We start from the raw sequence: 25363 nt of genomic DNA, 5'->3' as shown, positions 1-25363 counted from the left end.
GTTACGCGATGACGACGAGCGGCTGGCCGTATTCCACGGGCTCCGAATCGGTGACGAGAATCTCGGTGATCGTGCCCGATTGGGGCGACGGGATCTGGTTCATCGTCTTCATCGCCTCGATGATCAGCAGCGTCTGGCCTTCCTTGACGGTCTGGCCGACCTTGATGAACGGGTCCGAGCCGGGGGCCGGCGAGAGATAGGCCGTGCCGACCATCGGGGAAGGCACGTCGTTGCCGGTTTTGGCGGGCGCCGCTGCCGGCGCGTCCGGCTGGGGAGCCGCGGCTTGCGGCGCGGCCGGGGCCGCGGGTGCCGCAGGAGCCGGCGCAGCGGCCTGGATGTAGGACGGTGCCGACACTTCGCGCGAGACGCGGATGCGCAACTCGCCCTGTTCGATTTCGATCTCGGTGAGGTCGGTCTCCGTCAGAATGGCTGCCAGATCCTTCACGAGCCCCGTGTCTATCGCCGGCTTATGTTCACCCATGTTGTGCCTCGAAAAATACCTGTCTCATGTCCGTCAACGTTTCATATGAACGGCGAGGGCGCGTATCGCAAGCAAATAGCCCTCCGTCCCCAGCCCGCAAATCATTCCCTTCGCCACTGGCGTGATGTGGGAATGATGGCGGAAACGCTCACGTGCGTGAATGTTGGAAATATGCACCTCGACAACGAGTGCGCCCGAGCCCGAAATGGCGTCGCGCAGCGCGATCGAAGTGTGTGAATAGGCGCCGGGATTGAACACGACGCCCGTAGCTTCCCTGCCGGCTTCCTGGATCTTGTCGACGAGCGCACCTTCGTGGTTCGACTGGAATGTCGAAACCTCGAAGCCGAGTTCGGCGCCAAGGCGCTCGCAGGCGGCTTCCACATCGCTCAGGGTCTCCGAACCATAGGTCGCCGGCTCGCGCGTGCCGAGCAGGTTGAGATTCGGTCCGTTGAGGATGAGGATGCGATCGGTCATCGCGGGTCGTGCCGTCCCTTGCTGTTCATGCGGAAAGCCGTCGCGCTTCGGTAGAGGCTGTGACGCCCGCCGACAAGGGGAAAGGCGGGAAATTGCCCGCGAAGCCCCTGTTTCCGCACATTTTTCTTCTCAAAACAGCTTTTTTTGCGCGTTTGCCGCCTCAGCAGACCGTCGAGCCGCATTCGCGGACATTGGCCACCTTGGTCATCAGGACTTGCTCGCCGAGCGCGCCGGAGACGACCTCGTCGCCGATCACATAGGCCGGCGTGCCGGTGATGCCGAGTTCGTTGGCGAGCGCGTATGTGGCGCGGATGCGTTCCGAGATGCTCGGGTCTTCCATGCGTGCGCGCAGTTCGGCCTCGTCCGCGCCGAGATCGGTGGCGATCATCATGGCCGATTCCTCGCTCGCGCGGCCGTCGAAGCCGAGCAGCCGCAGGTGAAACTCCGGGTATTTTTCGGGCATGATATCGGAGAAGGCGAGCGCGACGCGATGCGACGCCTCCGAATCCGGGCCGAGGATGGGGAATTCCTTGAGGACGAATTTCAGTTCGGGGTCGTTTTCCATCATCGCGATCATGTCCGACATGGCGCGCTTGCAGTAACCGCAATTGTAATCGAAGAACTCGACAACGGCGATGTCGCCGTCGGGATTGCCGAGAACCGGATCAGACATGTTGTCGAAGATGTTCGTCTTCTGAGCCGCGATGGCCTCGCCCTGCTGTTCGCGCTGCGCGACCATCTGCTTTTCCTGAAGGGCGTCCTGCACTTCCAGCATGATTTCCGGGTTTTCCAGCAGGAACTCGCGGATCGCGGCGTTGATCGCGACCTTGTCGAGGGCCGGAGCGGGCGCAGGCTCGGCGGCGGTTTCCTCCACGACTTCGACCGGCATGACCTGCTCGGCAGGCTGCGATGCGAAATAGGTGGCGAAGCCGAGGCCGCCCGCAAAGGCGACGGCTACGGGAAGTACAAGTTTCCAATCCAGGGCGGGCATGATGTATCCTCTCAGGCAGTTCGCGCCGGCTTAGCGGCGATTTCTCGGAATTTCAAAGCGTTGTATGTCGTCGGCGCGCAGCCATTGCGGCGTGTTCGGCGGAAAGCGGCGCTTGGCGCGCGCCGCGAAGACCTTGGCTTCCTTATAGCGGCCGGAATGAAAATTCTGTTCGGCTGTCGCGAGATCGGCGCTGCCGACATCGCCGAGCCGGCCATAGGCCATGGCAAGAAAGCGATATCCCTCGGCGTTGACCGGATCGAGCGAGAGCGCGACTTCGAGTTCGCCGACCGCGCGACGCAGGCTTTGCGGGTCGCCCTGCAACACCAGTGCGTGGCCGAGCGCGCTCTGGATCAGGCTGGAGCCTCCCTTTTCGAGCCGCGCGGCTTTGTCGAAGGCGTCCGCCGCACCGCGCGCATTGCCCGCCTTGAGATGGATTTCGCCTTTTATCTCATACAGATAAGGGTTCGACGGGTCGCGCGCGATCAGCTTGTCGATCATCGGCAGCGCGGCGCGCGGGGAGCCGTGCAGGAACTTCGTGATCGTGCGCGCATACTGCGCCGCCTTGCTGCTCTTCGTCTTGCGCGCAAAGCCTTCCGCCGCCGAAGGGCCGTTGGAATAGGCAAGTATCTTCGCACGCGCCATTTCATGGCGTTCGACGAGGCTCGCCGGATCGGTCTTGTCGAAATAGGGGCTCTTGCGCGCGGCGGTTTCCAGCGCCGTTATACGCTCGCGGGGCAGGGGGTGGCTGATCTTGTAGGGGTTGATACGATCGTTGATCAGGGAGATGCCGCGGTCGAGCCGCGCGAACGTGGTCAGCATGCCCTTCGCCGACTGCCGGGTCTTGTTCAGATAGTCGACCGCCGCGCGGTCCGCCGTGAGTTCCTCGCTGCGCTGATAGGTCAGGAGCCCGCGCCGCGCCGCTTCCTGTCCGCCCATCATGATGCCGCTGCCTGCGCCGACGCCGGCGCTGTTTCCGCTGCGTCCCGCCGCGACCGCCGCTGACACGCCGAGAATGGTTGTCACCGTGGCGATCGTCTGCGCGCGGTCGAGCTGCTGGCGCAGCCGGTCCTGGTGGCCGCCCGCCAGATGCGCGATTTCGTGCGCGAGAACGCCGATCACCTCGTTCGGCGTCTCCGCGAGCGCGATGGTGCCGGTGTTGACGAAGATCTTGGTGCCGGAAACGAACGCGTTGAAGGAGGGGGAGTTGACGAGCACGACATCCGTGCGGTCGGAGCGCAGACCGGCCGCCTTGAGCAGCGGGCGCGCATAATCGACCAGCAATTTCTCGATTTCCGCGTCACGGACGATCGGCGTGCGCGATTGCGCCGAAGCCGGCAGAACCGCGGCAATCACAAGCGTCGCCGTCGCTATCCACATCGCCAGTTTGCGCGCCAATTGGCAAAACTCCGTCGTCTGTGCTTTTAGAGCGCTCACGGTCAGGTGGGCTAGCGCGATTTGCCCGCCAATCATAGCGAAAACAAGGCCCGCACACCGTATCGTGATGGCGGGCCGTGACCCGGGAGCGTGTTGGAATGACGATCTTGTCGGCGCGGGGAGCGGTCGAGCCGTTCTACGCCATGGATGTTTTGCGCGATGCCAACGCACTGGCGGATGTCGGGCACGACATTTTGTCGCTGGCCGTGGGCCAGCCCTCCCATTCCGCGCCGAAAGGCGTTCTCGAAGCTGCCGAAAAGGCGCTGCGCGAGGCCAAGCTCGGTTACACCGACGGGCTGGGCCGCATGGAGACCCGTCGTGCCATCGCCGCGCATTATGCCGAACGCTATGGCGTGGAGGTGCCGGTCGGGCGGATCGCGGTAACGACGGGGTCGTCGGCCGGATTCTCGCTCGCGTTCCTGGCGGTCACCGATCCGGGAGGCCGGGTCGCGATCACCGCGCCCGGTTATCCGGCCTATCGCAACATCATCAAGGCGTTGTCGCTCGAGGCCGTCGAGATCGAGACCGACATCGCCGAGGATCACATGCTGAGCGTCGATGCGCTGCAGGCCGCGCATCGCGAGAAGCGCATCGACACGCTTCTGATCGCCAGCCCAGCCAACCCCACGGGGGCCGTGACCGACCGCCACCATCTCGCCGCCCTGATGGACTTCTGCCGCGACGAGAACATCGCTTTCATCTCCGATGAGATCTATCACGGCCTGCGCTACACCGGCGACGACCGCACTGCGCTGTCGCATACCGACGACGCGATCGTCATCAATTCCTTTTCCAAATACTACTGCATGACCGGCTGGCGCATCGGCTGGATGGTGCTGCCGGAAGATCTCGTCCGTCCGGTCGAGCGGCTTGCGCAGAGCCTCTATATCTCCGCGCCGGACCTGTCGCAGCTCGCCGCGCCGGCCGCATTCGGCTGCACGGACGAACTGGAGGCGATCAAGGACGGCTACCGCGCGAACCGTGCATTGCTGATGGAACGGTTGCCGGCGATGGGCATATCATTCGCCGCGCCGCCGGATGGCGCGTTCTACGCCTGGTGCGATGTCAGCGCACACACCAATGATTCCATGGATTTCGCGAAGCGGATGCTCGAGGAAATCCATGTCGCCGCCGCACCCGGCCTCGATTTCGACCCGGTAAACGGCCCGCGATTCATGCGGTTTTCCTATGCGGGATCGACGGAGACCATCGCCCGCGCGCTCGACCGCATGGACGGGTGGCTGACGAGCTAATTCACCGCTCGCGCCATCTCGGCGAGCTTGTGGACGGTGTTCAGGTTACGCGCCGTCTTGTCCACTTTGATAAAGCGGTCGAGCTTCTGCGCGATCACCGAGCGGCCGAAGCCGTCCGGCGTGTAGACGTAGAGAATGTTGCCCCTGATCTCCGCCGCCTCGTTGTCGGGTGCGATCGCGCGCAATTCGTCGAGATCGGCGTCCGCCGGCGTGCTGTCCAGAAATATCAGGTGGAGCGTCTTGCCCGCATTGGCGGGAAAGGGATTGGCATCGATCGCCGCTTCGAGATGCTCGAGGGTGAGGGCGAAAACCGACGGCCTGAAACCGAATTCGCCTTCGATGGCACCAGCGACCGCCTGCGCCACGTTGCCGGCGTCGGTCTCATCCGAGCCGAACACGCAATTGCCGCTTTGAATATAGGTCTGAGCGCCTGAAAAGCCCGATTCTTCAAGCAGTTCGCGCAATCTTTTCATAGGGACGATGTGCTTGCCGCCGACATTGATCCCGCGCAAGAGAACGATCCAGACGGTCATGGGCGATAGTCCCCGGAAAGAAGAAAGGCGGGACAAGCCCGCCTTTCAAATCGTCTTAGAAGAAGCCCTTGCGGGACCACCAACCGGTGCGCTTGGGCTTTTCTTCCGCCGCGCTTCCCTCGGATGTCACGACGGGCTCCGCGTTCAGATCGAGCGTTTCCGCGGTCGCGCGCCGGCGCGCCGGTTTCTCGCTCTCGTCCTGCTCCTCCGTCTCGGTCTCTGCGTTGTCGTTGGCAACAGCAGAGTCCGCCACGGCGGGCTCGTCGGCCGTATCCGTGTTCTCGTTTGCAGCTTCGGTCGCGACCGGTTCCGCCTGAGGGGTTTCGGCTTCCGCAGTCTCGACGGCCTCGGCCGCCTTCGCCTGTTCCGCCGCGGCCTGTTCCTCGGCTGCCTTTGCGGCTTCCTCCGCCTTGCGGCGGTTCTCGGCTTCCTGCTCCGCGGCTTCCGCCGCGATCATCTCGGCCAGCGGTCCGACCGGTTCGGCGTCGGGCAGGCGGAAGTTCCGCCGGTCCCGGCCACCGCGACGTCCGCGCGACCGTCTGCGCTTCTTGTTGCCGCGAGCGTTTCGGGATTCGCCGTTATCGTCGCCGTCATCGCTGTCGTCGCCGGAATTGTCCGACTGTGCCTCGGAATCCGACGTATCGTTGCCATCCCGGTTCTTGCCGCCGCGACGACGCCGACGACGCCGTTTGCGGTTGCGGCCGTCATCCTCGTCCTCGCCGCCGTCTACGCCGTCGTTGGTTTCCGCATTGTCCTCGGTCTCTTCCTCGATGACCGGGATATCGTCGTCCTCGTCTTCATCGCCGTAATCGGGCCTGATCGGCTGGACGCGCGGCAGGTCGGAAATCTCGCCCTTGTCGAAGGCGAAGATCTCGGTGCCGATGAACGGATCGGTGACGATCTCGATATGCAGACCGAAGCGGCCTTCCATCTCGGTCAGCGTGTCGCGCTTGTGGTTGAGGATGTAGAGAGCCGTGTCGGCATCGGTGCGCACCGTGATGTGGTGCTTGCCGTTGCGCATCAGATAGTCTTCCAGCGACCGGATGACATGCAGCGCCACCGACTGCTGCGAGCGGATATGACCGGCGCCGCCGCAATGCGGGCAGGGCTGCATGGTGCTTTCGAGCACGCTGGCGCGCATGCGCTGCCGGCTCATCTCCATGAGGCCGAAATGCGAGATACGGCCGACCTGGATGCGGGCGCGGTCGTTCTTCAGGCAATCCTTCAGTTTTTTCTCGACCGCCCGGTTGTTCCGGTTCTCCTCCATGTCGATGAAGTCGATCACGATCAGGCCGGCAAGGTCGCGCAGACGCAACTGACGTGCGACCTCTTCGGCCGCCTCCAGATTGGTCTGCAGCGCGGTATCTTCGATGGAATGCTCGCGCGTCGACTTGCCGGAGTTGACGTCGATGGCGACGAGCGCCTCGGTCTGGTTGATGATGATGTAGCCGCCGGATTTCAAACGGACGCTTGGCTGGATCAGCCCGTCGAGCTGCGCCTCGATGCCCGTCTTGGCAAAGATCGGCTGCGACTCGCGCCACGGCTGAACCATCTTGGCGTGGCTCGGCATCAGCATGCGCATGAAGTCCTTGGCCTCGCGATAACCTTCCTCGCCGGCGACAAGGATCTCGCTGATGTCCTTGTTGTAGAGGTCGCGGATGGAGCGCTTGATCAGGCTGCCTTCCTCATAGACCAGCGTCGGCGCGGTCGAGGCGAGCGTCAGTTCGCGCACGCTGTCCCACATGCGCATCAGATATTCGTAGTCGCGCTTGATCTCCGGCTTGGTGCGGTTCGCGCCAGCAGTGCGCAGGATCACGCCCATGCCCTGCGGAACCTGCAGTTCCTTGACGACGTCCTTCAACCGCTTGCGGTCGGACGCATTGGTGATCTTGCGCGAAATGCCACCACCGCGCGCCGTGTTCGGCATCAGCACCGAATAGCGGCCGGCCAGCGACATGTAAGTGGTCAGCGCAGCGCCCTTGTTGCCGCGCTCTTCCTTGACGACCTGCACGAGGATGATCTGGCGGCGCTTGATGACCTCCTGGATCTTGTACTGGCGGCGCAGCGCGCGCTGGCGCGGGCGGGCCTCTTCCATCGCATCGTCGCTGCCGACAGTGTCGATCTCGTCATCTTCGCTGTCGTCGTCGTCATCGTCCGAATCGTCGCGGTCGCTGTTGTTGCCGCGGCGTCCACGTCCGCTCGACCGGCCGCGACGGCGGCGTCCGCGCGAACGGCGGTTGTCGTCATCGTCGCCGTCGTCATCGGAGGAATCGTCGTCGTTGTCGTCATCATCGGAGTCGTCCGACGCATCCGTTTCCGGCGCTTCGGAAATCACGTTTCCGTCGTCTTCGGCGCGCGCGGCGATGGTATCCGGGCCGTTGTCCTCATTGCCGGAATCGCCGGCTTCGGTGTCGTCGCTGTCGGCGTCCTCGGCTTCGGCGGCCTGACGGGCTTCCCAGTCGGCCAGGATCGCATCCATCGCGACGGGTTCGGCGTCCGGGACCGACGGTCCGCGCCTGTTGCGGCCGGACGTCTCGCGCTTGCCGTTTTTGGTCTTGCGTCCGCCGCGACGGCGGCGGGAGCGGCGATTGTCGCTGGCTTCCTGCTCGTCGTCTTCCTGCTCGGCAAGCATCGCTTCCTCGGCGAGGAGCGCCTGACGATCGGCAAGCGGGATCTGGTAGTAGTCGGGATGAATTTCGCTGAAGGCGAGAAAGCCGTGGCGATTGCCGCCATAGTCCACGAACGCCGCCTGGAGAGACGGTTCGACCCGCGTGACCTTGGCAAGGTAGATATTGCCGCGGATCTGTTTCTTGTGTTCGGATTCGAAATCGAAGTCTTCTAGGCGGTTACCTTTGACTACAACAACTCGGGTTTCCTCCCGATGGGAGGCATCGATCAGCATTTTGTTTGACATTGATTCTTGTTCCGGCAGCCGCGCAATCGCCCGGAGGTTGCGACCGGTGGCGCGCCGCCGGACGTCTTGCCGGCGGGATTGTGCTGCTCATTGTATGTTTTGCCGGCACGCGCGACGCCACGGCGAGAAAGGGTTTTTCTCGTGTCTGCCGTGTCTCAACGTCTGCCTTGGTCGAAATAAACGCCATGAAAAGGGCCAACAAAAACGACTGCATTGGGGCTCCCGAAAGGAAGCCGGTTGATTTGCTCTTCTCGAGAGCCGGGCCCGCTTTTTGAGGGCCCGTTGGAAAATGCCGCCAGTCTACAACCGAACTGGCAGGCGAAACCTTCGAAACTGACAGGGTGCGGATTGACGCTCCACTGCACTTGCAATTTAGAATTTTGCTAAACCGGCTGCAAGCGTTTTAATTCCGCATGCCAAGATGCTGGGGCCTGACAATGCTTGACTTCTGCGTGCCGGGTAAAGATCCGGTTAACCATGATGGCATATCCAGACCGGTGTGGCGATGTAGCCTGGAGAATGCGGTGCCGCCGCGCAAACGGGGTGTTTGGCGTGATTGACCGGAAATTTCCGCGAGCCTTGATCGGTCGGGCAGGGGTTCTCATCCTTGCGGCGGTCATGCTGTGCGCCGCCCAGGCCTCCGCCTCCAACAGGGCGCCGGTCGCGCTCGACATGCGCATCGTGGGCGACGATGCGGTGACGCGCATCGTCATCGAGTTCGACAAACCCGTCGACGTATCCCACCAGCTTCTCGACCGGCCATGGCGCCTGGTCCTCGATTTCAACAAGATCGGCTACGGATTCGACGAAAAGTCGGTCAACAAATCGGGCCTCGTGTCGGGCATGCGCTATGGCGACATGGGCGGGAACCACTCGCGGCTGATATTCCGCACGAGCAGGCCTTTCAGCGTGGCGGCCCTCCGTTCGCGCGAGGACCAGCAAACCGGACGCCATAATTTGGTGATCGATCTCGAAGTGGCCGGAGAGGACGAATTCGCCCGTGCCCTCGATCGCTCGATCACCACCAGCGCGGTGGTCAACACGGCCCAGAAGCAGGATCGCATCGGCGCGGTGCATACCGATGACAAGCCGTTCACGATCGTCATCGATCCGGGTCACGGCGGCATCGACAACGGCGCAATAGGGGTGCGCGGCACGCAGGAGAAGGATGTCACGCTCGCCTTCTCGCGGACGCTGCGCGACCGGCTTTCGCGTTTCAAGGGCGCGCAGGTGTTCATGACCCGCGATTCGGATGTCTTTGTCGCGCTGGCCGACCGGACCGGCTTCGCGCGGCAGCATCAGGCCGACCTGTTCATCTCCATACACGCGGATTCGCTGCGCCAGCACGGGGTGCGCGGCGCAACCATCTACACGATTTCGGAAAAGGCGTCCGACCAGGTGGCGGCAAGCGTCGCCGCCAACGAAAACCTGGCCGATTCGGTCGCCGGCGTGGAACTGCCGAGCGAGGACACCGCCGTCTCAGACATTCTCGTCGATCTGGCCCGGCGCGAGACGCTCGGATTTTCCGTGCAATTCGCCCGTCTTGCGATTTCGGACATGAAGGGCTTCGCGCGGCTAATCAAGAACCCGCACCGCTACGCCGGATTCCGCGTTCTCAAGGCTCCGGACGTGCCGTCGGTGCTCATCGAACTCGGCTACCTGTCCAACAAGGACGACGAGGCCCTGCTCAACCAGACGGAATGGCAAAACGGGCTTGCCGACAGGCTCGCCAACGCCATCTCGAAATTCGCCAGCCTCTCGTCGCGCGACATCGAGACGAACGTGGCGGCCGACAGATGACCTCGATTGCCCCGGACCGTTGCCAATTGGGCACGGTTTTTTGCATCAATGTCATGGTGCGGTCCAATTTGGGATGAAAGGCATGTTTCAAGCGTTGCGCGACTCTAGTAGTTTGCGCGATACGCTCCTGATCGCGGCTCCAGCGCGCGTGGAATGCGACTGAAAGAGAACAAATGCTTCGTCTGCTTGGATATTTCTTCGGAATCGGAACAATTGGGTTCCTGCTGGTGGCCGCCGCGATCGTCGTCTATGTCGGCGACCTGACCAAGGACCTGCCGGATTACGAGGTGCTCGCCAGTTACGAGCCCCCGGTGACGACCCGCGTCCATTCCAGTGACGGCCAGCTGATGGGCGAGTTCGCCCGCCAGCGCCGGCTCTATATTCCGATCCAGGCCGTGCCCGACCGCGTCAAGGCGGCGTTCCTGTCGGCCGAGGACAAGAACTTTTACCATCACCACGGCGTGGACATGCTGGCGCTGGCGCGTGCGGTCGTGACCAACCTGGAAAACCTGCGCAACGGACGCCGGCTCGTCGGCGCTTCGACGATCACCCAGCAGGTCGCCAAGAACTTCCTGCTGACGAATGACCGCACCGTGGACCGCAAGATCCGCGAGGCGGTGCTCTCGTTCCGTATCGAGCAGGCTTACTCCAAGGATCGCATCCTCGAACTCTATCTCAACGAGATCTTCTTCGGGTCCGGCGCCTACGGTATCGCCGGCGCGGCGCTGACCTATTTCGGCAAGTCGGTGAACGAGCTGAACCTTCAGGAAGCCGCCTATCTGGCCGCGCTGCCCAAGGCGCCGTCCAACTACCATCCCTTCGACGATACCGAAGCGGCCACCGAGCGCCGCAACTGGATCATCGACCGGATGACGGAGAACGGCTACGTCGCCAGCGAGGAAGCCGAAGCGGCCAAGAAGCAGCCACTCGGCGTGAATTTCCGCCGTTCGGGCGATTATGTCTTCGCCGCCGAGTATTTCACCGAGGAAGTGCGCCGTCAGGTCATCGACCGCTACGGACAGGACGCTCTTTACGAAGGCGGGTTGTCGGTGCGGACCACGCTCGATCCGAAGCTTCAGAAAATGGCGCGCACCGCGCTTCAGCACGGATTGATCAAGTATGATCGCGGACGTGGCTATCGCGGTCCGGTCACCACGATCGATGTTTCGGGCGATTGGGGCGTTCCGCTCGCCGAGGTCGACCGGCTCAGCGACGTGCCGGAATGGAAGCTCGGCGTTGTCCTTTCGGTCGGTGATGACGGAGCCGAGGTGGGATTGCGTCCCGAACGCGAAATTTCCGGCGACATGTCTTCGAACCGCGAGACGGTGAAGCTCGCCGCCGCGGGCATCGAATGGGCGAAGACCCGGCGTGCCGACGGCCGCACGTCCAAGGTCAAGAGCATCAGTGGCGTGCTCTCCGTTGGCGATGTCATCTATATCGAGAACAAGGAAGACGGCTACGAACTGCAGCAGGTCCCCGAGGTTTCGGGCGCTCTGGTGTCCATGGACCCGAATACCGGCCGCGTGCTGGCGATGATCGGCGGGTTTTCCTATTCTCAGTCGCAGTTCAACCGCGCCACGCAGGCCTATCGCCAGCCCGGTTCCTCGTTCAAGCCCTTCGTTTACGCCGCTGCGCTGGACAATGGCTACACGCCTGCATCCGTGGTGCTGGACGCGCCGATCCAACTCGTCTCCGGTGGCGAGGTCTGGCAGCCGAAGAACTATGGCGGCGGCTTTGCCGGCCCGTCCACGCTGCGCCTTGGCATCGAGCGCTCGCGAAACCTGATGACGGTCCGTCTCGCCAAGGACATGGGCATGCAGCTCGTCGCGGAATATGCCGAGCGATTCGGCATCTATGACGACATGCCGCCGCTTCTTGCCATGGCGCTGGGCTCCGGCGAAACGACCGTGCTGCGCATGGTATCTGCCTATTCGGTCATCGCCAATGGCGGCCGCTCGATCGAGCCGTCCTTCATCGACCGCGTGCAGGACCGCTACGGGCGCACCATCTACAAGCACGACCAGCGCGAATGCGTCGGCTGCAATGCCGAGCGCTGGAGCGGCCAGGAAGAGCCGCAGCTGATCGACAACCGCGACCAGGTTCTCGACCCGATGACCGCCTACCAGATCACTTCGATGATGGAAGGCGTCGTCCAGCGCGGTACGGCCACGCTGATGCGCGAACTCGGGCGCCCGCTCGCCGGCAAGACGGGAACGACAAACGAGGAAAAGGACGCCTGGTTCATCGGCTTCACGCCGAACCTCGTGACCGGAGTCTATATCGGTTTCGACCAGCCGGAACCGATGGGACGCGGCTCGACGGGTGGCGGCTTGGCCGCACCGGTGGTCAAGGAATATCTGACCGCCGCGCTGAAGGACGTGCCGATCGCCGATTTCCGCCTGCCCGAGGGCATGAATATCGTTGAAATCGACCGCAAGACCGGCATGCGCGCGCAGGGCGGTCCCGACACGATCCTCGAAGCCTTCAAGCCCGGCACCGGACCGGCCGACTCCTATCAGGTCATCGGCATCGAGACGGTCGCGGTCCAGATCGAGGAGCAGCGCAAGATTTCGCCGCGCGCCCAGGAAGCGATCCAGAGCGGGCAGGGCGGTCTCTTCTAGCCACGCCCTTTACATGGCGGCGCCGGGTGCCTAAAACCCGGCGCCTGAACGACATTTTCACGAATCCGGGGAACAGGACATGCGCGCCGAAACCGCGACGCTCGTCGACGACATCAAGCAGGCCATAAGCCTGCTGAGGAGGCATCTTTGACTGGGACGAGTCCGTCAAACGCCTGGAATATCTGAACGCACGCGCCGAGGATCCCGACCTTTGGAACGACGCCGCCGAAGCGCAAAAGCTCATGCAGGAGCGCCAGCGCCTCGAGGACATGATCAGCGCCATTCGCGATTTCGACCAGATACTTGAAGACAGTGTCGAACTCATCGCCATGGGCGAGGAGGAAGACGACCAGGAGACCATCGGGGAAGCCGAACAGGCAATCCGTGACCTGCAGGGCGCGATCGACAAGCGATCGGTCGAGGCGCTGCTGTCCGGCGAGGCCGATTCGAACGACACCTTCATGGAAATCCATTCCGGTGCCGGCGGTACGGAGAGTCAGGACTGGGCGTCGATGCTGTTGCGCATGTACACGCGCTGGGCCGAGCGCCGCGGCTTCAAGGTCGAGGTCGTCGAAGTTCAGGCTGGCGAGGAAGCGGGCATCAAGTCGGCGACCATCCAGGTCAAAGGCCACAACGCCTATGGCTGGATGAAGACGGAATCGGGCGTCCACCGGCTGGTCCGCATCTCGCCCTACGATTCCAACGCACGCCGTCACACCTCCTTCGCCTCGGCATGGGTCTATCCCGTGATCGACGACTCGATCGATATCGAAGTCGCCGAAAGCGATTGCCGTATCGACACCTATCGTGCCTCGGGCGCAGGCGGCCAGCACGTCAACACGACCGACTCGGCCGTGCGTATCACGCACATTCCGAGCGGCATCGTCGTGCAGTGTCAGGCCGAACGCTCGCAGCACAAGAACCGGGCGAGGGCCTGGGACATGCTGCGCGCGCGCCTGTACGAGGAAGAGCTGAAGCGGCGCGAGGCCGAGGCCAATGCGACCGAGGCCACCAAGACCGAGATCGGCTGGGGCCACCAGATTCGCTCATACGTCCTCCAGCCCTACCAACTCGTGAAGGATCTGCGCACCGGCGTGGAATCGACGGCGCCCTCGGACGTGCTCGACGGCGACCTCGACGAGTTCATGGAAGCAGCGCTCGCGCACCGGGTTCATGGCGGCGATATCGAAGTCGAGGATGTCGAGTAGGATCAGGCGGTCGCCGGGTCCGATTTCTCGATCAGGTCCGGCCATTCGCCGATCATCCCGGCGAAGGCCGCGTCGTCCATCTGGTCGATATAGCGCTCGCCCGCCGGTCCCAGCGCCTGCATGTCGTAGCTGACGATCACGTCGGTCGAACCGGGGCCGCGCGCTCGGCAGCGCACCTCGACGAAGGCCGCCCGATTGCCGGGCGTCAGCCGAAAATAGCGCACGTGATGGCTTTCCGGCTCCCATTCGAGGCAGGTCCACCATGTCCGCTCATCGCCCTTGCCGGTTGCAAATAGCATGTCTTTCCGGGTCTCGCCGCTGTCCGGTGCGAAATAATCCGGCTTCCAGCCCGGAACCCATTCTTCTTCACCCTTGGGGGTGAACAGGGGGAAGGCGTCGCCGACCGCGCGTTCGACGACGAATTCATGGCTGAAAGCCTTTCTCACCGGTCTTCCTCCGACAGTTTGTGCGCATCGGCTGCGGTCATCCGGCAGTCATAGACATCCCGCAGCTTTTCGATCGCGGCCAGCGTCTCCTCCGAGAAAGGCTGCTTGCCCTCGAAGGCATGCAGCACGATCCCTTCCAGTAGGTCTCCGAGGCTCATTTCCTTGTATTCCGCGAGACCCTTCAGGACTTTCAGAAGCGGCGACGCGATGCGGACACCGGTCTGTGTCCGTTCAATTTTCTCATGTGTTACCATGGTAACATTATAGCGAAACTCTGAAGGTTCTCAAGTGCCGAAACGAAACGGTTTCGTGGTTTTCGCTGGGTGGCGATCCCGGAAAATTCTTTGGAAATCAGGGATGAATCGCCTGTGACGCAACGCACAGCGATGGAACCGACCTGCGGGTAGGTTCGTTTCAAATCCTGACAAGGAGCAAAACAATGGAACCGATCGTTGCTGTAATGCTGATACTTGGTTGCGACCACTCGATGATGGTCTGCCGCCAGGCCGACCAGCCGGTTCACTATGCCTCCGTCGAAAGCTGCGAAGCAGACAGGGACCTGCGTGTGCGCTTCGTCGACAAATATCCGATGGCCGTCGCGGAGTGCATCGAGGTCCCGGAACTGGGATCCGACCGCAAGGTCGTCATCGACTGGCGCGTGGACGCCGCAGGTGGCCTTCTCGCCGAGGCGCGCCTGCGCGATGTCGGCCCGCTGACCGCGAAAGCGGAACTGCGCACCACCGCCGCCGGCGGCGTGTGATCGCAAGATACTCCCAACTCCATCAAAACGGCGCGGCACTCTCTGCCGCGCCGTTTTTGCGTTCTGCCTTGTTTCACGGTTGCGTTGGGTCTTTGATGGGATGTCAGCCAACGATCGAGGATGCGGGCGATGCGGGATTTCGCGAATTCATGGCAATTCTGGGCGCTTCTCGCGGCTGCCTTTGCGGCACTGACCGCTATTTTCGCCAAGGTCGGCATCAGCGGCGTCAACTCCAACTTCGCGACCCTGTTTCGTACGCTGGTCGTGGTGGCCGCGCTTGCGCCTTTGCTGTGGTTCACCGGGGAGTATCAGAGCCTGTCCACGCTGTCGGCGAAGACGGTCACGTTTCTCGTCCTGTCCGGGCTCGCGACAGGCGCGTCTTGGCTGTGTTATTTCCGGGCGCTGCAACTGGGGCAGGCGGGACAGGTCGCGCCCGTCGACAAGCTCAGCGTCGTCTTCGTCGCGATCATCGGAGCCCTGTTCCTGGGCGAACGGCTCTCCCTGACGGGCTGGAGCGGTGTCGCGCTCATCGCCGGCGGGGCCATTCTGGTTGCCGTGGGGTGACGGTCAGTCGCTGCCGGCGTTCCATCCTTCGGAAAGGCGGCGATTAAGTTCGTTCATGTCGGCCAGGATCAGGCCGCCGCGCGAACGCTCGACGATATTCTCGCGCTCCATCTTCGCGATCTCGCGGCTGACGACTTCGCGCCGGCAGCCGATTCGCTCGGCCAGTTCGAGCTGGATTGGCGGCGGCGAGACGATCCGCTGTCCGTCGTGCCCCTTGCGCGGCCGGGACAGCCTTATCAGTTCGGAATAAAGCCGATACTTGGCCGGCAGGAAAGCATGTTCGGCAAGGCGTGTGTTGAGCGACCGGATCAAGATCGACATCGAGCGCATCAATTGCAGGGCGACGTCCGGCGAATCGCGCAGGATCGCCAGGAAAACCGATTGCGGCACGGTGATCACGCGGGTGCGCGTCAACGCGGTGACGTTGGCCGAACGCGTAGTGCCGTCGATCGCGGCCAGTTCTCCGAAAAACTCTCCATCGGCGAATTCGCCGAGGATGACCTCGCGCCCGGTGGCGATCCGCAGGATGACCCTGACGCGGCCCGCCTGGATGAGGAAAACGCTATGGCTGGAATCGTCGAAATCGAGCACCAGCTCGTTGGCGCCGTAGTCACCCGAACGCACCATCGCGGAGAAGCGCTGGTCCTGCTCGTCGGTGAGTGTCTCAAACAGCGAAAACGACTTCAGGGAAACCATAGCAGTGTCCGGAAGGAAGTTGCGAAACGGAGGCCGGCATATGGTTGCATGTTTGCCCCGCGAGTCAAGCCGAACCCCGGAAGCCTGTGAGGCTTCCGGGGCGGGAACGGGAGACGTCGGGCGGGGCATTGACCGTCGTCTCCCCGGAGCGGATTGCCTTAGTAGTAAGGCGAGATGCAGGGCTTGCGGTAGCCGGAGTTGGACATGAAGGAGTTGTCCTCCATCCGGTAGGTCTTGTACTTCGCGAAGCACCAGTTGTAGTGCGCGTTGGCGCTTCCGGTCGCCTGGTTCTTCTTGTTGGCGTTGGCGAGCGCCGCACCGGCGATGAGGCCGCCCACGATGCCGATGGCAGCGGCCGTTCCGGCGTTCATGCCCTTGGGACCGGGAGCCGGCGGGTTCGGCTTCGCCGGGGGAGCCTTGAAATTGCCCGGCTTGCAGAGCCACGGTTTCGTTGCGCAGATGCCCGGGCCCTGCGGGTTGAACACGAGGTTCTTCGGCGGCTGGGCGTTGGCGTTGGTGACCGGCACGATGCCGCTGACCAGAAGCGTTGCGGCGGTTGCGACAGAGGCGACGGTGTTCTTGACCGAGATGGTTTTCATGATCTTCTTCCCTTTGCGGTGCCGCTGTGTTGCGGCGTTGGGAAGAAGGTAGGCGATCCCGCAAAATACGTGTGTGCGATCGGTCACAAGGTGTGACAGGTCACGTTTTTCCGGACTTCTGCCCATGCGCGACCGCGATTTTCGCGGCAAGGCGCGCATTGTTTTCAACCAGCGCGATATTGGTCTTCAGGCTGCGTCCCTCGGTGATTTCGAGGATGCGCGCGAGAAGCCAGGGCGTGACTGCCTTGCCGCCGATGCCCGCATCCGCCGCCTCGGAAATGGCGCGCTCGATGAATGTCGCCATCTCCGGCAGCGTGATCTCGTCGGATTCGGGAACCGGATTGGCGACGAGCACGCCGCCATGGCCGAAACCCGAAAGCCGCGCGCGCATGGCCATGAAATCGGCGATCGCTCCCGCATCGTCGAGCCGAAGCGTGGCGGTGAGGCCGGAATCGCGGGACCAGAAGGCCGGAAATGCGTCCTGGCCATAGGCGATGACGGGCACGCCGCGCGTTTCCAGCACCTCGAGCGTTTTCGGCAAATCGAGAATGGCTTTCGCGCCCGCGCAGACGACCGTGACCGGCGTGCGCGCCAGTTCGTCGAGATCGGCAGAGATGTCGAAACTCGTCTCCGCGCCGCGGTGGACGCCGCCAATGCCGCCGGTGGCGAAGACCGCGATGCCCGCCGTGTGCGCGGCCATCATCGTGGCGGCGACGGTGGTTCCGCCGGTCAGCCCGCGCGCCATGGCGAAGGCGAGGTCGGCGCGCGATAGTTTCAGCGGATCCTTCGCCCGGGCGAGCGCCTCGGCCTGCTCTTCGGTGAGCCCGACATGGAGCACGCCGCCGATCACCGCGATCGTCGCCGGGACCGCGCCGTTGTCGCGGATCAGCGTTTCGACCGAACGGGCCATGGCGAGATTGTCCGGATAGGGCATGCCATGCGTGATGATGGTCGATTCCAGCGCGACGACCGGCTGCCCGGTTTCGAGCGCCTGTGCGACCTCTTGCGACGGGATGATGGGGATCACGCGTTTGCTTCCTTTTCCAGTGTTTCGAGTTCGCGGACAGTGGTGGCCGCGCGGATGGCGTCGAATTCCGCGCCCGTGAGAGTCGGTGCGATCGGACCTTCGACGCGAAGGGTCAGTTGCGCCGCGGCCACGCCGGACCGGACGGCATCCGCAAGGCCGGTATTGTTGTCTTTCGAAAGCGCCGCCAGCGTGGCGCCGGCCAATGCATCTCCAGCGCCGGTCACGTCGGCGACCTTCGCGGCGGAGGGCGGAATGACAGCCTGGCAGGCTTCGCCATCCAGCACGAGCACCGCGTGCGACCCGTCGGTGATCACCGCGCGGGAAAAACCGAGCGCTGCGAGACCGTCGAGACACTGCCTCGCGTCATCGCGGCCGGTGAGGGCCTTTGCCTCGCGCCTGTTCATGAAGACCGTGTGGATGCGTGACGCAATCGCGGTGAGCCGGGGGGCTTTTGCGGGCGAGATCGCGATTGCGAAAATCGGACCGGCCGCGCGCTCCGCCACCGCCCGCAGCGCGGTTTCGGGAAGATTGGCATCGACGAGGTTTGCACATGCGTTCGAGAGTGCTTCGCGCAATGCCTTGCGGCGCAATTGCCGGGGAAGGGCGGTTTCATAGATCGCCATGTCGGCCAGTCCGGCGATCTGCTCGCCGTCGCCGGAAAGGATCGCGGTGTAGCTCGCGGTGCGGCGATCGAGGAAGACGGCCGACAGGTCGGCGATCCCGGCGTTTTCGATCGTCTCGGCGAGAATCGCACCATCGTGGTCGCCGCCGCGCGCCGAGATCAGTGCTGCCGGCCCCGTGCCGCGCAGCACGGCGTTGCGAAGCGCGTTCAGCGCCCCGCCGCCGACCGAGGTGACGAGGCGGCCGGGATTGGACGCGCCGGCATGAAAGACGCCGCTCACATGGCCGATTCGGTCCATATGCGCGCCGCCGACGCCGAGAAGCGCCCATCCTTTGCGATCGTCTTCGCCGTTCACAGCTCGTCCGTCTCCGAAAACACTGGTCAATGAATGAAGAATCAGGTCAGCGTCAATCGCACGCCGCCCGCATTGGACGCGTCTACGACCGGCATCTGGAACGGGTGCAGGGGGAACGTAAACAAAACAAAATCCGTTTATCTAATTATATCAATAAGATATACGATTTGCAAAAACGGAACAAATCACGTACAAACAAACTTGAGATTTTACAGTCTGCGCGGTTGCGGCGATAACCCAAGGGTGAGAAACATGGCTCAGAACAGTTTGCGTCTGGTTGAGGACAAACAGGTGGACAAGTCGAAAGCATTGGATGCGGCGCTCTCGCAGATCGAGAGGACCTTCGGCAAGGGGTCCATCATGCGGCTGGGCGCCAATGAACAGGTCGTCGAGATCGAAACGGTTTCGACCGGCTCGCTCGGCCTCGATATCGCGCTGGGGATCGGCGGGCTTCCCAAGGGACGCATCATCGAGATCTACGGTCCGGAAAGCTCGGGCAAGACGACGCTGGCGCTTCAGGTCGTCGCCGAAGCGCAGAAGAGTGGCGGCATCTGCGCCTTCGTCGATGCCGAGCACGCACTCGACCCGGTCTATGCGCGCAAGCTTGGCGTCGCGCTGGAAGATCTGTTGATCTCGCAGCCGGACACCGGCGAGCAGGCGCTCGAGATCGCCGACACGCTGGTGCGCTCCGGCGCCTGTGACGTGCTGGTGATCGACTCGGTCGCGGCACTGACGCCGCGCGCCGAGATCGAGGGCGAGATGGGCGATTCGCTGCCGGGCCTTCAGGCAAGGCTGATGAGCCAGGCGCTGCGCAAGCTCACCGCGTCGATCTCGCGCTCCAACACGATGGTGATCTTCATCAACCAGATCCGCATGAAGATCGGCGTGATGTTCGGCTCGCCTGAGACGACGACCGGCGGCAATGCGCTCAAATTCTATGCCTCGGTCCGCCTCGACATCCGCCGGATCGGCGCGGTCAAGGATCGCGACGAGGTGGTCGGTAACCAGACCCGCGTCAAGGTCGTGAAGAACAAGATGGCGCCGCCCTTCAAGCAGGTCGAATTCGACATCATGTATGGCGAGGGCGTTTCGAAGACCGGCGAACTGATCGATCTCGGCGTGAAGGCGGGTATCGTCGAGAAGTCGGGCGCATGGTTCTCCTATGACAGCCAGCGGCTCGGGCAGGGGCGCGAGAACTCCAAGCAGTTCCTGCGTGAGAACCCGATGATCGCCGACGAGATCGAACTCGCGTTGCGTCAGAATGCCGGCCTGATCGCCGAGAAGTTTCTCGAAGGCGGTCCCGGGGAGGACGACACCGTCGCCGAAGGGTAACGCGGCGGCCGGGATAGCTCCGGCCCGCGACCGAAAGACATGGGCAAGGCCCGGTGTGCTTCTGGCGCTCCGGGCCTTTCGCTTGATTGATCCGGCCGCCTGACCGATATGCTGGACAGAGCCGGGTCCGATTGAGTAAGGCAATGGCCTTTCCGGAGCTTTCCCGCGCTCCTTGCAGGCAGGATTTCATGAGCAGCGTCAACGACATTCGAAAGACATTTCTCGACTATTTCGCGCAGAACGAACATGAGGTCGTCGCGTCGAGCCCGCTGGTTCCGCACAACGACCCGACGCTGATGTTCGTCAATGCCGGGATGGTGCAGTTCAAGAACGTCTTCACCGGTCTGGAAAAGCGGCCCTATTCGCGCGCCGTAACGTCGCAGAAATGCGTGCGCGCCGGCGGCAAGCACAACGACCTCGACAATGTCGGCTACACCGCGCGTCACCACACCTTCTTCGAGATGCTGGGCAATTTCTCTTTCGGTGACTATTTCAAGGAACGCGCGATCGAGCTTGCCTGGAACCTGATCACCAAGGAATACGGCATTCCCGCCGACAAGCTGCTCGTCACGGTCTACCACACGGATGACGACGCGTTCTCGCTCTGGAAGAAGATCGCCGGCCTGCCGGACGAAAAGATCATCCGCATTCCGACCCATGACAATTTCTGGGCCATGGGCGACACAGGTCCGTGCGGGCCGTGCTCGGAGATCTTCTACGATCACGGCGAGGGCATCCCGGGCGGCCCGCCCGGAAGCCCGGATGAGGATGGCGACCGGTTCATCGAGATCTGGAACCTCGTCTTCATGCAATACGAGCAGATGACCGTCGATGAGCGCGTCGACCTGCCGCGTCCGTCCATCGACACCGGCATGGGTCTCGAGCGCATCGCTGCGGTGCTGCAGGGCGAACACGACAATTACGATATCGATCTGTTCCGCCATCTGATCGCGACGTCGGAGGAACTGACAAAAACGGCGGCAGAAGGTGCAAACCGCGCGAGCCACCGCGTGATCGCCGACCATCTGCGCGCATCCAGCTTCCTGATCGCGGACGGCGTGTTGCCCTCCAATGAGGGACGCGGCTATGTGCTGCGCCGCATCATGCGCCGCGCCATGCGCCACGCCGAACTGCTGGGCGTCAAGGAGCCGCTGATGCACCGGTTGGTGCCGGCGCTGGTCCATGAGATGGGCCAGGCTTATCCGGAACTGGTGCGTGCGCAACCGCTCGTCGAGGAAACGCTCCTGCTAGAGGAAACCCGCTTCCGTCGCACGCTCGATCGTGGCCTGTCCCTGCTCAACGAAGCCAGCGCCGGATTGGCCGAAGGCGACGCGCTCGACGGCGAGACCGCTTTCAAGCTCTACGATACTTATGGGTTCCCGCTCGACCTGACACAGGATGCTCTGCGTCAGCGCGGCGTCTCGGTCGACATGGAGACGTTCAACGCCGCCATGGAAAGGCAGCGCGCCGAGGCGCGCGCCAACTGGCACGGCTCCGGTGACCAGGCGACGGAATCCGTATGGTTTTCGCTGCGCGAGAAATATGGCGCGACGGAATTCCTCGGCTACGAGGCGGAGAAGGCGGAAGGCGTCGTCTATGCGCTGGTGCGCGACGGTGAGGAACTCGCCGAGGCGAATACCGGCGACGAGGTCGCGATCATCGTCAACCAGACCCCGTTCTACGGCGAATCCGGCGGCCAGCAGGGTGACCGCGGCACGATCCGGACCGACGGCGTGACAGTGACTGTGACGGAAACGCAGAAGAAGGCCGACGGTCTTTTCGTGCATTTCGGAACGGTGACGGAAGGCACGCTGAAACCTGGAGACGAGGTCGAGCTGGAAATCGATCACGATCGGCGCACGCGTCTGCGGTCCAACCACTCGGCCACGCACCTCATTCATGAGGCGCTGCGCGAGGTGCTCGGCACCCATGTGGCGCAGAAGGGCTCGCTTGTGGCGGCCGACCGCCTGCGCTTCGACTTCTCCCATCCCAAGCCGATGACGGCGGACGAACTGGAGGAGGTTGCCGATATCGCCAACGAGATCATCCTTCAGAATGCGCCGGTGCGCACGCGGCTGATGGCGCTGGAAGATGCGCGCGAGACGGGCGCCATGGCGCTGTTCGGCGAGAAATATGCCGACGAGGTCCGCGTCGTCTCGATGGGCACCGCGGAGCGCGGGGAGAAGAAGGGCAAGACCTACTCCATCGAACTGTGCGGCGGCACCCATGTCCGCAACACCGGCGAGATCGGCCTGACCCATGTCATCGCCGAAACCGCCGTGGCATCGGGCGTGCGCCGTATCGAGGCGCTGACGGGCGATGCGGCGCGCGATTATCTGGCCGAACAGGACGAGCGCGTGCGTGCGGTCGCGGCGGTGCTCAAGACCAATCCGGACGATATCCTGCCGCGCATCGAAGCGCTGGTCGAGGAACGCCGCAAGCTTGAGCGCGAACTGACCGAAGCCAAAAAGGCGCTGGCGCTTGCCGGTCCGGCGGGCGGAGCCGGTGAAGGCCCCGAAGAGGTCGCCGGAACGAAATTTGTCGGCCGTGTCGTCAAAGGCGTTTCGCCGAAGGACCTGAAGCCGATGGCCGACGAGGCCAAACAGTCGCTCGGCAGCGGTGTCGTCGTGTTCGCGGCGTCCTCGGAGGACGGCAAGGGCAGCGTCGTGGTTGCCGTCACGGGCGACCTGACGGACAAGTTCAACGCCGTCGATCTCGTCAGGGTCGCGTCTGTGGCGCTTGGCGGGAAGGGCGGCGGCGGCCGCCCGGACATGGCGCAGGCCGGCGGACCGGATGGCGCGAACGCCAAGGCTGCGGTCGATGCGGTTCGCGAAGCGCTCGCCGGGTAGAAGCGTCTATTCGGTTTTCGCTTTTATCCTGCGTAGCCGAACCAGCAACTGCCAGCCGAGGATCAGCGTGATGACACCCGCGCCGATCATCCATGCCGCGTTGGCGACGATGTCCGCCAGCTCGGCGATCGACTGGGCAAAGACCGCGCCGAGCGAAAGATAGCCGCCGATCCAAACGATTTCTCCGGCGATATCGGCCATTGAGAACCGGTGCACGGGGTGCGAGGACAGGCCGCTCGTCAAGTTGACATAGGGCCCGAGCGGGCTGAACAGCCAGCGGCTCAGGAAGATCGAGCCGTCGCCCCATTTGCGCGTGAAGGCTTCCGCCTTGAGCAATTGCTTCTGCGCCGCCGGCCAACGGCCGATGCGGTCTCGTATGGCGGAGGCCGCGAAACGCCCGATCAGGTAACCGACATGGTCGCCGACGACCGCGCCGGCCAGCCCCCATGCGAAAAGCTGCCAGAAGGACAGGTCGCCATCCGCCTGCAGGGCGCCGGCCGTCAGCAGCAGGATGGATGTCGGCAGGGGTATCCCGAACTGGCCCGCGGCGACGATCGCGAACAGGGCCGGAGCCCCGTAGACGGAAAAGACCGAAAGGATCGTCTCGGTCATTGCCCGTCTGTCGCCTCGTCGGCGCGGGCCTCGCGCAGCGCCGCGTTGACGCGGCCGATCAGCTCGTCGACCGGCACGCCGCGATCGGCGGCGATCCGCGCGATCGGCCGGCGGTCGCGGTCCTGCGGATCGAGGCCGAGAGCCTCGCGCACGGTTTCGATCTCGACGCGGTAGGATTTCGCGACATAACCGGCCGGCATCCATCCGGCCACCGGCACGTCCTGATGGGCGGACCAGTAGATGAAGAACGCAGTCGTTCGGACGCCGAAGAGGATCGTCAGGGAGAGGGCGATCGCGAAGGCGATCACCAGAAGCCTGTTGTTTCGCCAGAGGGTGCGGATCGTTTGGTTCAAACCGCCCCTCCGGCGTCAGGTTTCAAAGGTCAGGCCATGGCCTTCTGCAGGTTCTCGTCGATCTTGTCGAGGAACCCGGTCGTGGAGAGCCAGGGCTGATCCGGACCGATGAGCAGGGCGAGATCCTTGGTCATGTGGCCGGATTCGACCGTATCGACGCAGACCTTTTCGAGCGTCGTGGCGAACCGTGCCAGCTCGGCATTGTCGTCGAGCTTGGCGCGGTGGGCGAGACCGCGCGTCCAGGCGAAGATCGAGGCGATCGAGTTCGTCGAGGTTTCCTGGCCGGCCTCGTGCTGGCGGAAGTGGCGCGTGACCGTGCCGTGAGCGGCTTCGGCCTCGACGGTCTTGCCGTCCGGCGTCATCAGGACCGAAGTCATCAGGCCGAGCGAACCGAAGCCCTGAGCGACCGTGTCGGACTGGACGTCGCCATCGTAGTTCTTGCAGGCCCAAACATAGCCGCCGGACCATTTCAGGGCCGCTGCCACCATGTCGTCGATCAGGCGGTGTTCGTACCAGATCTTGGCTTCCTCGAACTTGGCCTTGAACTCGGACTCGTAGATCTGCTGGAAGATGTCCTTGAAGCGCCCGTCATAGACCTTGAGGATTGTGTTCTTGGTCGACAGATAGACCGGCACCTTGCGTTGCAGGCCGTAATTGAGGGAGGCACGCGCGAAATCGGTGATGGAGTCGTCGAGGTTGTACATGCCCATGGCGACGCCGGCGGACGGCGCGTCGAAGACCTCGCGTTCGATTTCGGTGCCGTCTTCGCCGACGAATTTCATCGTCAGCTTGCCCTTGCCTGGGAAATGGAAGTCGGTGGCGCGGTACTGGTCGCCGAAAGCATGGCGGCCCACGATGATCGGCTGCGTCCAGCCCGGCACGAGCCGCGGGACGTTCTTGCAGATGATCGGCTCGCGGAAGATCACACCACCAAGGATGTTGCGGATCGTGCCGTTGGGCGAGCGATACATGCGCTTCAGGCCGAATTCCTCGACGCGCGCCTCGTCCGGCGTGATCGTCGCGCATTTCACGCCGACGCCGTACTCCTTGATGGCGTTGGCCGCATCGACAGTGATCTGGTCGTCGGTCTCGTCGCGCTTCTCGATGCCAAGATCGTAATATTTGAGGTCGATATCGAGATAGGGGTGGATCAGCTTGTCCTTGATGAACTGCCAGATGATGCGGGTCATCTCGTCGCCGTCGAGCTCAACGACCGGATTGTCGACCTTGATCTTTGCCATGGGTTTCCTCGGTTGATTGTGCGCCGCAAACGCGGCTGTGGAGAGTGGCGTGGCTATAGCAAAGCCGTTTGTCGCGTGCAAACGGTGCCATCGTCGAAAACGACGCACTGGACAAGCAACCGACGCGCAGTTTCTGCACCGGGGATATTTCCATGTCGGGCCGGTTGTGGCAGGTGCGTGTTTTCCGGATCAGCGAAC

General features: G+C 63.3%; 23 protein-coding genes. 8 read left to right on the top strand and 15 right to left on the bottom strand.

The features are described from left to right. Position 1 precedes the first annotated feature (1 nt). The 4 genes from accB to ACQK2M_RS15995 form a co-directional block, all read right to left on the bottom strand. On the bottom strand, positions 2-481 hold the full coding sequence (gene accB, locus ACQK2M_RS16010; protein ID WP_425418609.1) for an acetyl-CoA carboxylase biotin carboxyl carrier protein: 480 nt from the start codon (positions 479-481) through the stop codon (positions 2-4). Between the two features lie 33 nt (positions 482-514). Continuing rightward, positions 515-955 carry a type II 3-dehydroquinate dehydratase gene (gene aroQ / locus ACQK2M_RS16005; RefSeq protein WP_425418608.1) on the bottom strand — a complete coding sequence of 147 codons (441 nt, stop codon included), beginning with the start codon at positions 953-955 and terminating at the stop codon, positions 515-517. Positions 956-1115: 160 nt separating this feature from the next. Next, complete coding sequence (locus ACQK2M_RS16000; protein WP_425420060.1) at positions 1116-1844, bottom strand: DsbA family protein; 729 nt, start codon at positions 1842-1844, stop codon at positions 1116-1118. 132 nt (positions 1845-1976) lie between these two features. Then, entirely contained in the window at positions 1977-3416 is a 1440-nt protein-coding gene (locus ACQK2M_RS15995; protein ID WP_425418607.1) for a M48 family metalloprotease, read from the bottom strand. 62 nt (positions 3417-3478) lie between these two features. Here ACQK2M_RS15995 and ACQK2M_RS15990 point away from each other — a divergent pair, with 62 nt between their 5' ends. Then, entirely contained in the window at positions 3479-4633 is a 1155-nt protein-coding gene (locus ACQK2M_RS15990; protein ID WP_425418606.1) for a pyridoxal phosphate-dependent aminotransferase, read from the top strand. Here ACQK2M_RS15990 and ACQK2M_RS15985 read toward each other — a convergent pair. After that, positions 4630-5166: a DUF1697 domain-containing protein gene (locus ACQK2M_RS15985; RefSeq protein ID WP_425418605.1), complete on the bottom strand. Its 537-nt coding sequence runs from the start codon at positions 5164-5166 to the stop codon at positions 4630-4632. The genes ACQK2M_RS15990 and ACQK2M_RS15985 overlap by 4 nt on opposite strands. A 55-nt stretch (positions 5167-5221) precedes the next feature. Beyond that, positions 5222-8080: an Rne/Rng family ribonuclease gene (locus ACQK2M_RS15980; protein ID WP_425418604.1), complete on the bottom strand. Its 2859-nt coding sequence runs from the start codon at positions 8078-8080 to the stop codon at positions 5222-5224. Between the two features lie 579 nt (positions 8081-8659). Here ACQK2M_RS15980 and ACQK2M_RS15975 point away from each other — a divergent pair. From ACQK2M_RS15975 to prfB, 3 genes are all read left to right on the top strand, one after another. Further along, entirely contained in the window at positions 8660-9880 is a 1221-nt protein-coding gene (locus tag ACQK2M_RS15975; RefSeq protein WP_223478635.1) for an N-acetylmuramoyl-L-alanine amidase, read from the top strand. Between the two features lie 173 nt (positions 9881-10053). After that, positions 10054-12501: a penicillin-binding protein 1A gene (locus ACQK2M_RS15970; RefSeq protein WP_425418602.1), complete on the top strand. Its 2448-nt coding sequence runs from the start codon at positions 10054-10056 to the stop codon at positions 12499-12501. A gap of 79 nt (positions 12502-12580) precedes the next feature. After that, positions 12581-13709, top strand: a protein-coding gene (prfB, locus tag ACQK2M_RS15965) for a peptide chain release factor 2 (RefSeq protein ID WP_223478637.1) whose coding sequence is annotated in 2 segments (ribosomal slippage) — positions 12581-12649 and positions 12651-13709 — 1128 coding nt in all. Because the reading frame shifts where the segments join, the coding sequence is not laid out codon by codon here. A 2-nt stretch (positions 13710-13711) separates the two neighbouring features. On the opposite strand, the gene ACQK2M_RS15960 is transcribed toward prfB, so the two are convergent. Both ACQK2M_RS15960 and ACQK2M_RS15955 read right to left on the bottom strand, forming a co-directional pair. After that, positions 13712-14155, bottom strand: coding sequence for a hypothetical protein (locus ACQK2M_RS15960; RefSeq protein ID WP_425418601.1), 444 nt, complete (start codon positions 14153-14155; stop codon positions 13712-13714). Continuing rightward, a complete protein-coding gene (locus ACQK2M_RS15955) occupies positions 14152-14409 on the bottom strand; it encodes a hypothetical protein (protein WP_425418600.1) in 258 nt (85 codons plus the stop codon). The genes ACQK2M_RS15960 and ACQK2M_RS15955 overlap by 4 nt, the downstream gene beginning before the upstream one ends. A gap of 185 nt (positions 14410-14594) precedes the next feature. On the opposite strand from ACQK2M_RS15955, the gene ACQK2M_RS15950 reads away from it, so the two are divergent. Together ACQK2M_RS15950 and ACQK2M_RS15945 are read left to right on the top strand one after the other, a co-directional pair. Next, positions 14595-14915, top strand: coding sequence for a hypothetical protein (locus tag ACQK2M_RS15950; protein WP_425418599.1), 321 nt, complete (start codon positions 14595-14597; stop codon positions 14913-14915). A 129-nt stretch (positions 14916-15044) separates the two neighbouring features. Then, positions 15045-15479, top strand: coding sequence for an EamA family transporter (locus ACQK2M_RS15945; protein ID WP_223478641.1), 435 nt, complete (start codon positions 15045-15047; stop codon positions 15477-15479). Positions 15480-15482: 3 nt separating this feature from the next. Here the strand turns inward: ACQK2M_RS15945 and ACQK2M_RS15940 are convergent, their stop codons facing one another. The 4 genes from ACQK2M_RS15940 to ACQK2M_RS15925 form a co-directional block, all read right to left on the bottom strand. Next, complete coding sequence (locus tag ACQK2M_RS15940) at positions 15483-16175, bottom strand: Crp/Fnr family transcriptional regulator (protein ID WP_425418598.1); 693 nt, start codon at positions 16173-16175, stop codon at positions 15483-15485. A 158-nt stretch (positions 16176-16333) separates the two neighbouring features. Continuing rightward, complete coding sequence (locus tag ACQK2M_RS15935) at positions 16334-16774, bottom strand: BA14K family protein (RefSeq protein WP_425418597.1); 441 nt, start codon at positions 16772-16774, stop codon at positions 16334-16336. A gap of 100 nt (positions 16775-16874) precedes the next feature. Further along, on the bottom strand, positions 16875-17801 hold the full coding sequence (locus ACQK2M_RS15930) for a pseudouridine-5'-phosphate glycosidase (RefSeq protein WP_425418596.1): 927 nt from the start codon (positions 17799-17801) through the stop codon (positions 16875-16877). Beyond that, positions 17798-18778 (bottom strand): carbohydrate kinase family protein, encoded by a 981-nt coding sequence (locus ACQK2M_RS15925; protein ID WP_425418595.1) that lies wholly within the window; start codon positions 18776-18778, stop codon positions 17798-17800. Before ACQK2M_RS15925 ends, ACQK2M_RS15930 begins: the two co-directional genes overlap by 4 nt. A 252-nt stretch (positions 18779-19030) precedes the next feature. On the opposite strand from ACQK2M_RS15925, the gene recA reads away from it, so the two are divergent. Beyond that, positions 19031-20110, top strand: a complete 1080-nt coding sequence (gene recA / locus ACQK2M_RS15920; RefSeq protein ID WP_425418594.1) for a recombinase RecA — start codon at positions 19031-19033, stop codon at positions 20108-20110. Between the two features lie 188 nt (positions 20111-20298). Further along, entirely contained in the window at positions 20299-22959 is a 2661-nt protein-coding gene (alaS, locus tag ACQK2M_RS15915) for an alanine--tRNA ligase (protein ID WP_425418593.1), read from the top strand. 6 nt (positions 22960-22965) lie between these two features. Here the strand turns inward: alaS and ACQK2M_RS15910 are convergent, their stop codons facing one another. The 3 genes from ACQK2M_RS15910 to ACQK2M_RS15900 are packed head-to-tail and all read right to left on the bottom strand — an operon-like array spanning position 22966 to position 25165. Further along, on the bottom strand, positions 22966-23571 hold the full coding sequence (locus tag ACQK2M_RS15910; RefSeq protein ID WP_425418592.1) for a DedA family protein: 606 nt from the start codon (positions 23569-23571) through the stop codon (positions 22966-22968). Then, on the bottom strand, positions 23568-23924 hold the full coding sequence (locus ACQK2M_RS15905) for a hypothetical protein (protein WP_425418591.1): 357 nt from the start codon (positions 23922-23924) through the stop codon (positions 23568-23570). Before ACQK2M_RS15905 ends, ACQK2M_RS15910 begins: the two co-directional genes overlap by 4 nt. 29 nt (positions 23925-23953) lie before the next feature. Continuing rightward, positions 23954-25165 (bottom strand): NADP-dependent isocitrate dehydrogenase, encoded by a 1212-nt coding sequence (locus tag ACQK2M_RS15900; RefSeq protein ID WP_425418590.1) that lies wholly within the window; start codon positions 25163-25165, stop codon positions 23954-23956. Positions 25166-25363 lie beyond the last annotated feature (198 nt).

Source organism: Oricola indica (assembly GCF_965227485.1).
GTDB classification, from domain to species: Bacteria; Pseudomonadota; Alphaproteobacteria; order Rhizobiales; family Rhizobiaceae; genus Oricola; species Oricola indica.
This window is presented reverse-complemented; position numbering and strand designations above follow the sequence as displayed.

What these genes read in the sequence shown, in the direction of transcription:
- aroQ (WP_425418608.1), bottom strand. Translation starts at nt 955, where the DNA reads ATGACCGATCGCATCCTCATCCTCAACGGACCGAATCTCAACCTGCTC.
- ACQK2M_RS15945 (WP_223478641.1), top strand. Translation starts at nt 15,045, where the DNA reads ATGCGGGATTTCGCGAATTCATGGCAATTCTGGGCGCTTCTCGCGGCT.
- ACQK2M_RS15970 (WP_425418602.1), top strand. Translation starts at nt 10,054, where the DNA reads ATGCTTCGTCTGCTTGGATATTTCTTCGGAATCGGAACAATTGGGTTC.
- ACQK2M_RS15900 (WP_425418590.1), bottom strand. Translation starts at nt 25,165, where the DNA reads ATGGCAAAGATCAAGGTCGACAATCCGGTCGTTGAGCTCGACGGCGAC.
- ACQK2M_RS15990 (WP_425418606.1), top strand. Translation starts at nt 3,479, where the DNA reads ATGACGATCTTGTCGGCGCGGGGAGCGGTCGAGCCGTTCTACGCCATG.
- ACQK2M_RS15995 (WP_425418607.1), bottom strand. Translation starts at nt 3,416, where the DNA reads ATGATTGGCGGGCAAATCGCGCTAGCCCACCTGACCGTGAGCGCTCTA.
- ACQK2M_RS16000 (WP_425420060.1), bottom strand. Translation starts at nt 1,844, where the DNA reads ATGCCGGTCGAAGTCGTGGAGGAAACCGCCGCCGAGCCTGCGCCCGCT.
- ACQK2M_RS15985 (WP_425418605.1), bottom strand. Translation starts at nt 5,166, where the DNA reads ATGACCGTCTGGATCGTTCTCTTGCGCGGGATCAATGTCGGCGGCAAG.
- accB (WP_425418609.1), bottom strand. Translation starts at nt 481, where the DNA reads ATGGGTGAACATAAGCCGGCGATAGACACGGGGCTCGTGAAGGATCTG.
- ACQK2M_RS15955 (WP_425418600.1), bottom strand. Translation starts at nt 14,409, where the DNA reads ATGGTAACACATGAGAAAATTGAACGGACACAGACCGGTGTCCGCATC.
- ACQK2M_RS15940 (WP_425418598.1), bottom strand. Translation starts at nt 16,175, where the DNA reads ATGGTTTCCCTGAAGTCGTTTTCGCTGTTTGAGACACTCACCGACGAG.
- ACQK2M_RS15910 (WP_425418592.1), bottom strand. Translation starts at nt 23,571, where the DNA reads ATGACCGAGACGATCCTTTCGGTCTTTTCCGTCTACGGGGCTCCGGCC.
- recA (WP_425418594.1), top strand. Translation starts at nt 19,031, where the DNA reads ATGGCTCAGAACAGTTTGCGTCTGGTTGAGGACAAACAGGTGGACAAG.
- ACQK2M_RS15935 (WP_425418597.1), bottom strand. Translation starts at nt 16,774, where the DNA reads ATGAAAACCATCTCGGTCAAGAACACCGTCGCCTCTGTCGCAACCGCC.
- ACQK2M_RS15950 (WP_425418599.1), top strand. Translation starts at nt 14,595, where the DNA reads ATGGAACCGATCGTTGCTGTAATGCTGATACTTGGTTGCGACCACTCG.
- ACQK2M_RS15980 (WP_425418604.1), bottom strand. Translation starts at nt 8,080, where the DNA reads ATGTCAAACAAAATGCTGATCGATGCCTCCCATCGGGAGGAAACCCGA.
- alaS (WP_425418593.1), top strand. Translation starts at nt 20,299, where the DNA reads ATGAGCAGCGTCAACGACATTCGAAAGACATTTCTCGACTATTTCGCG.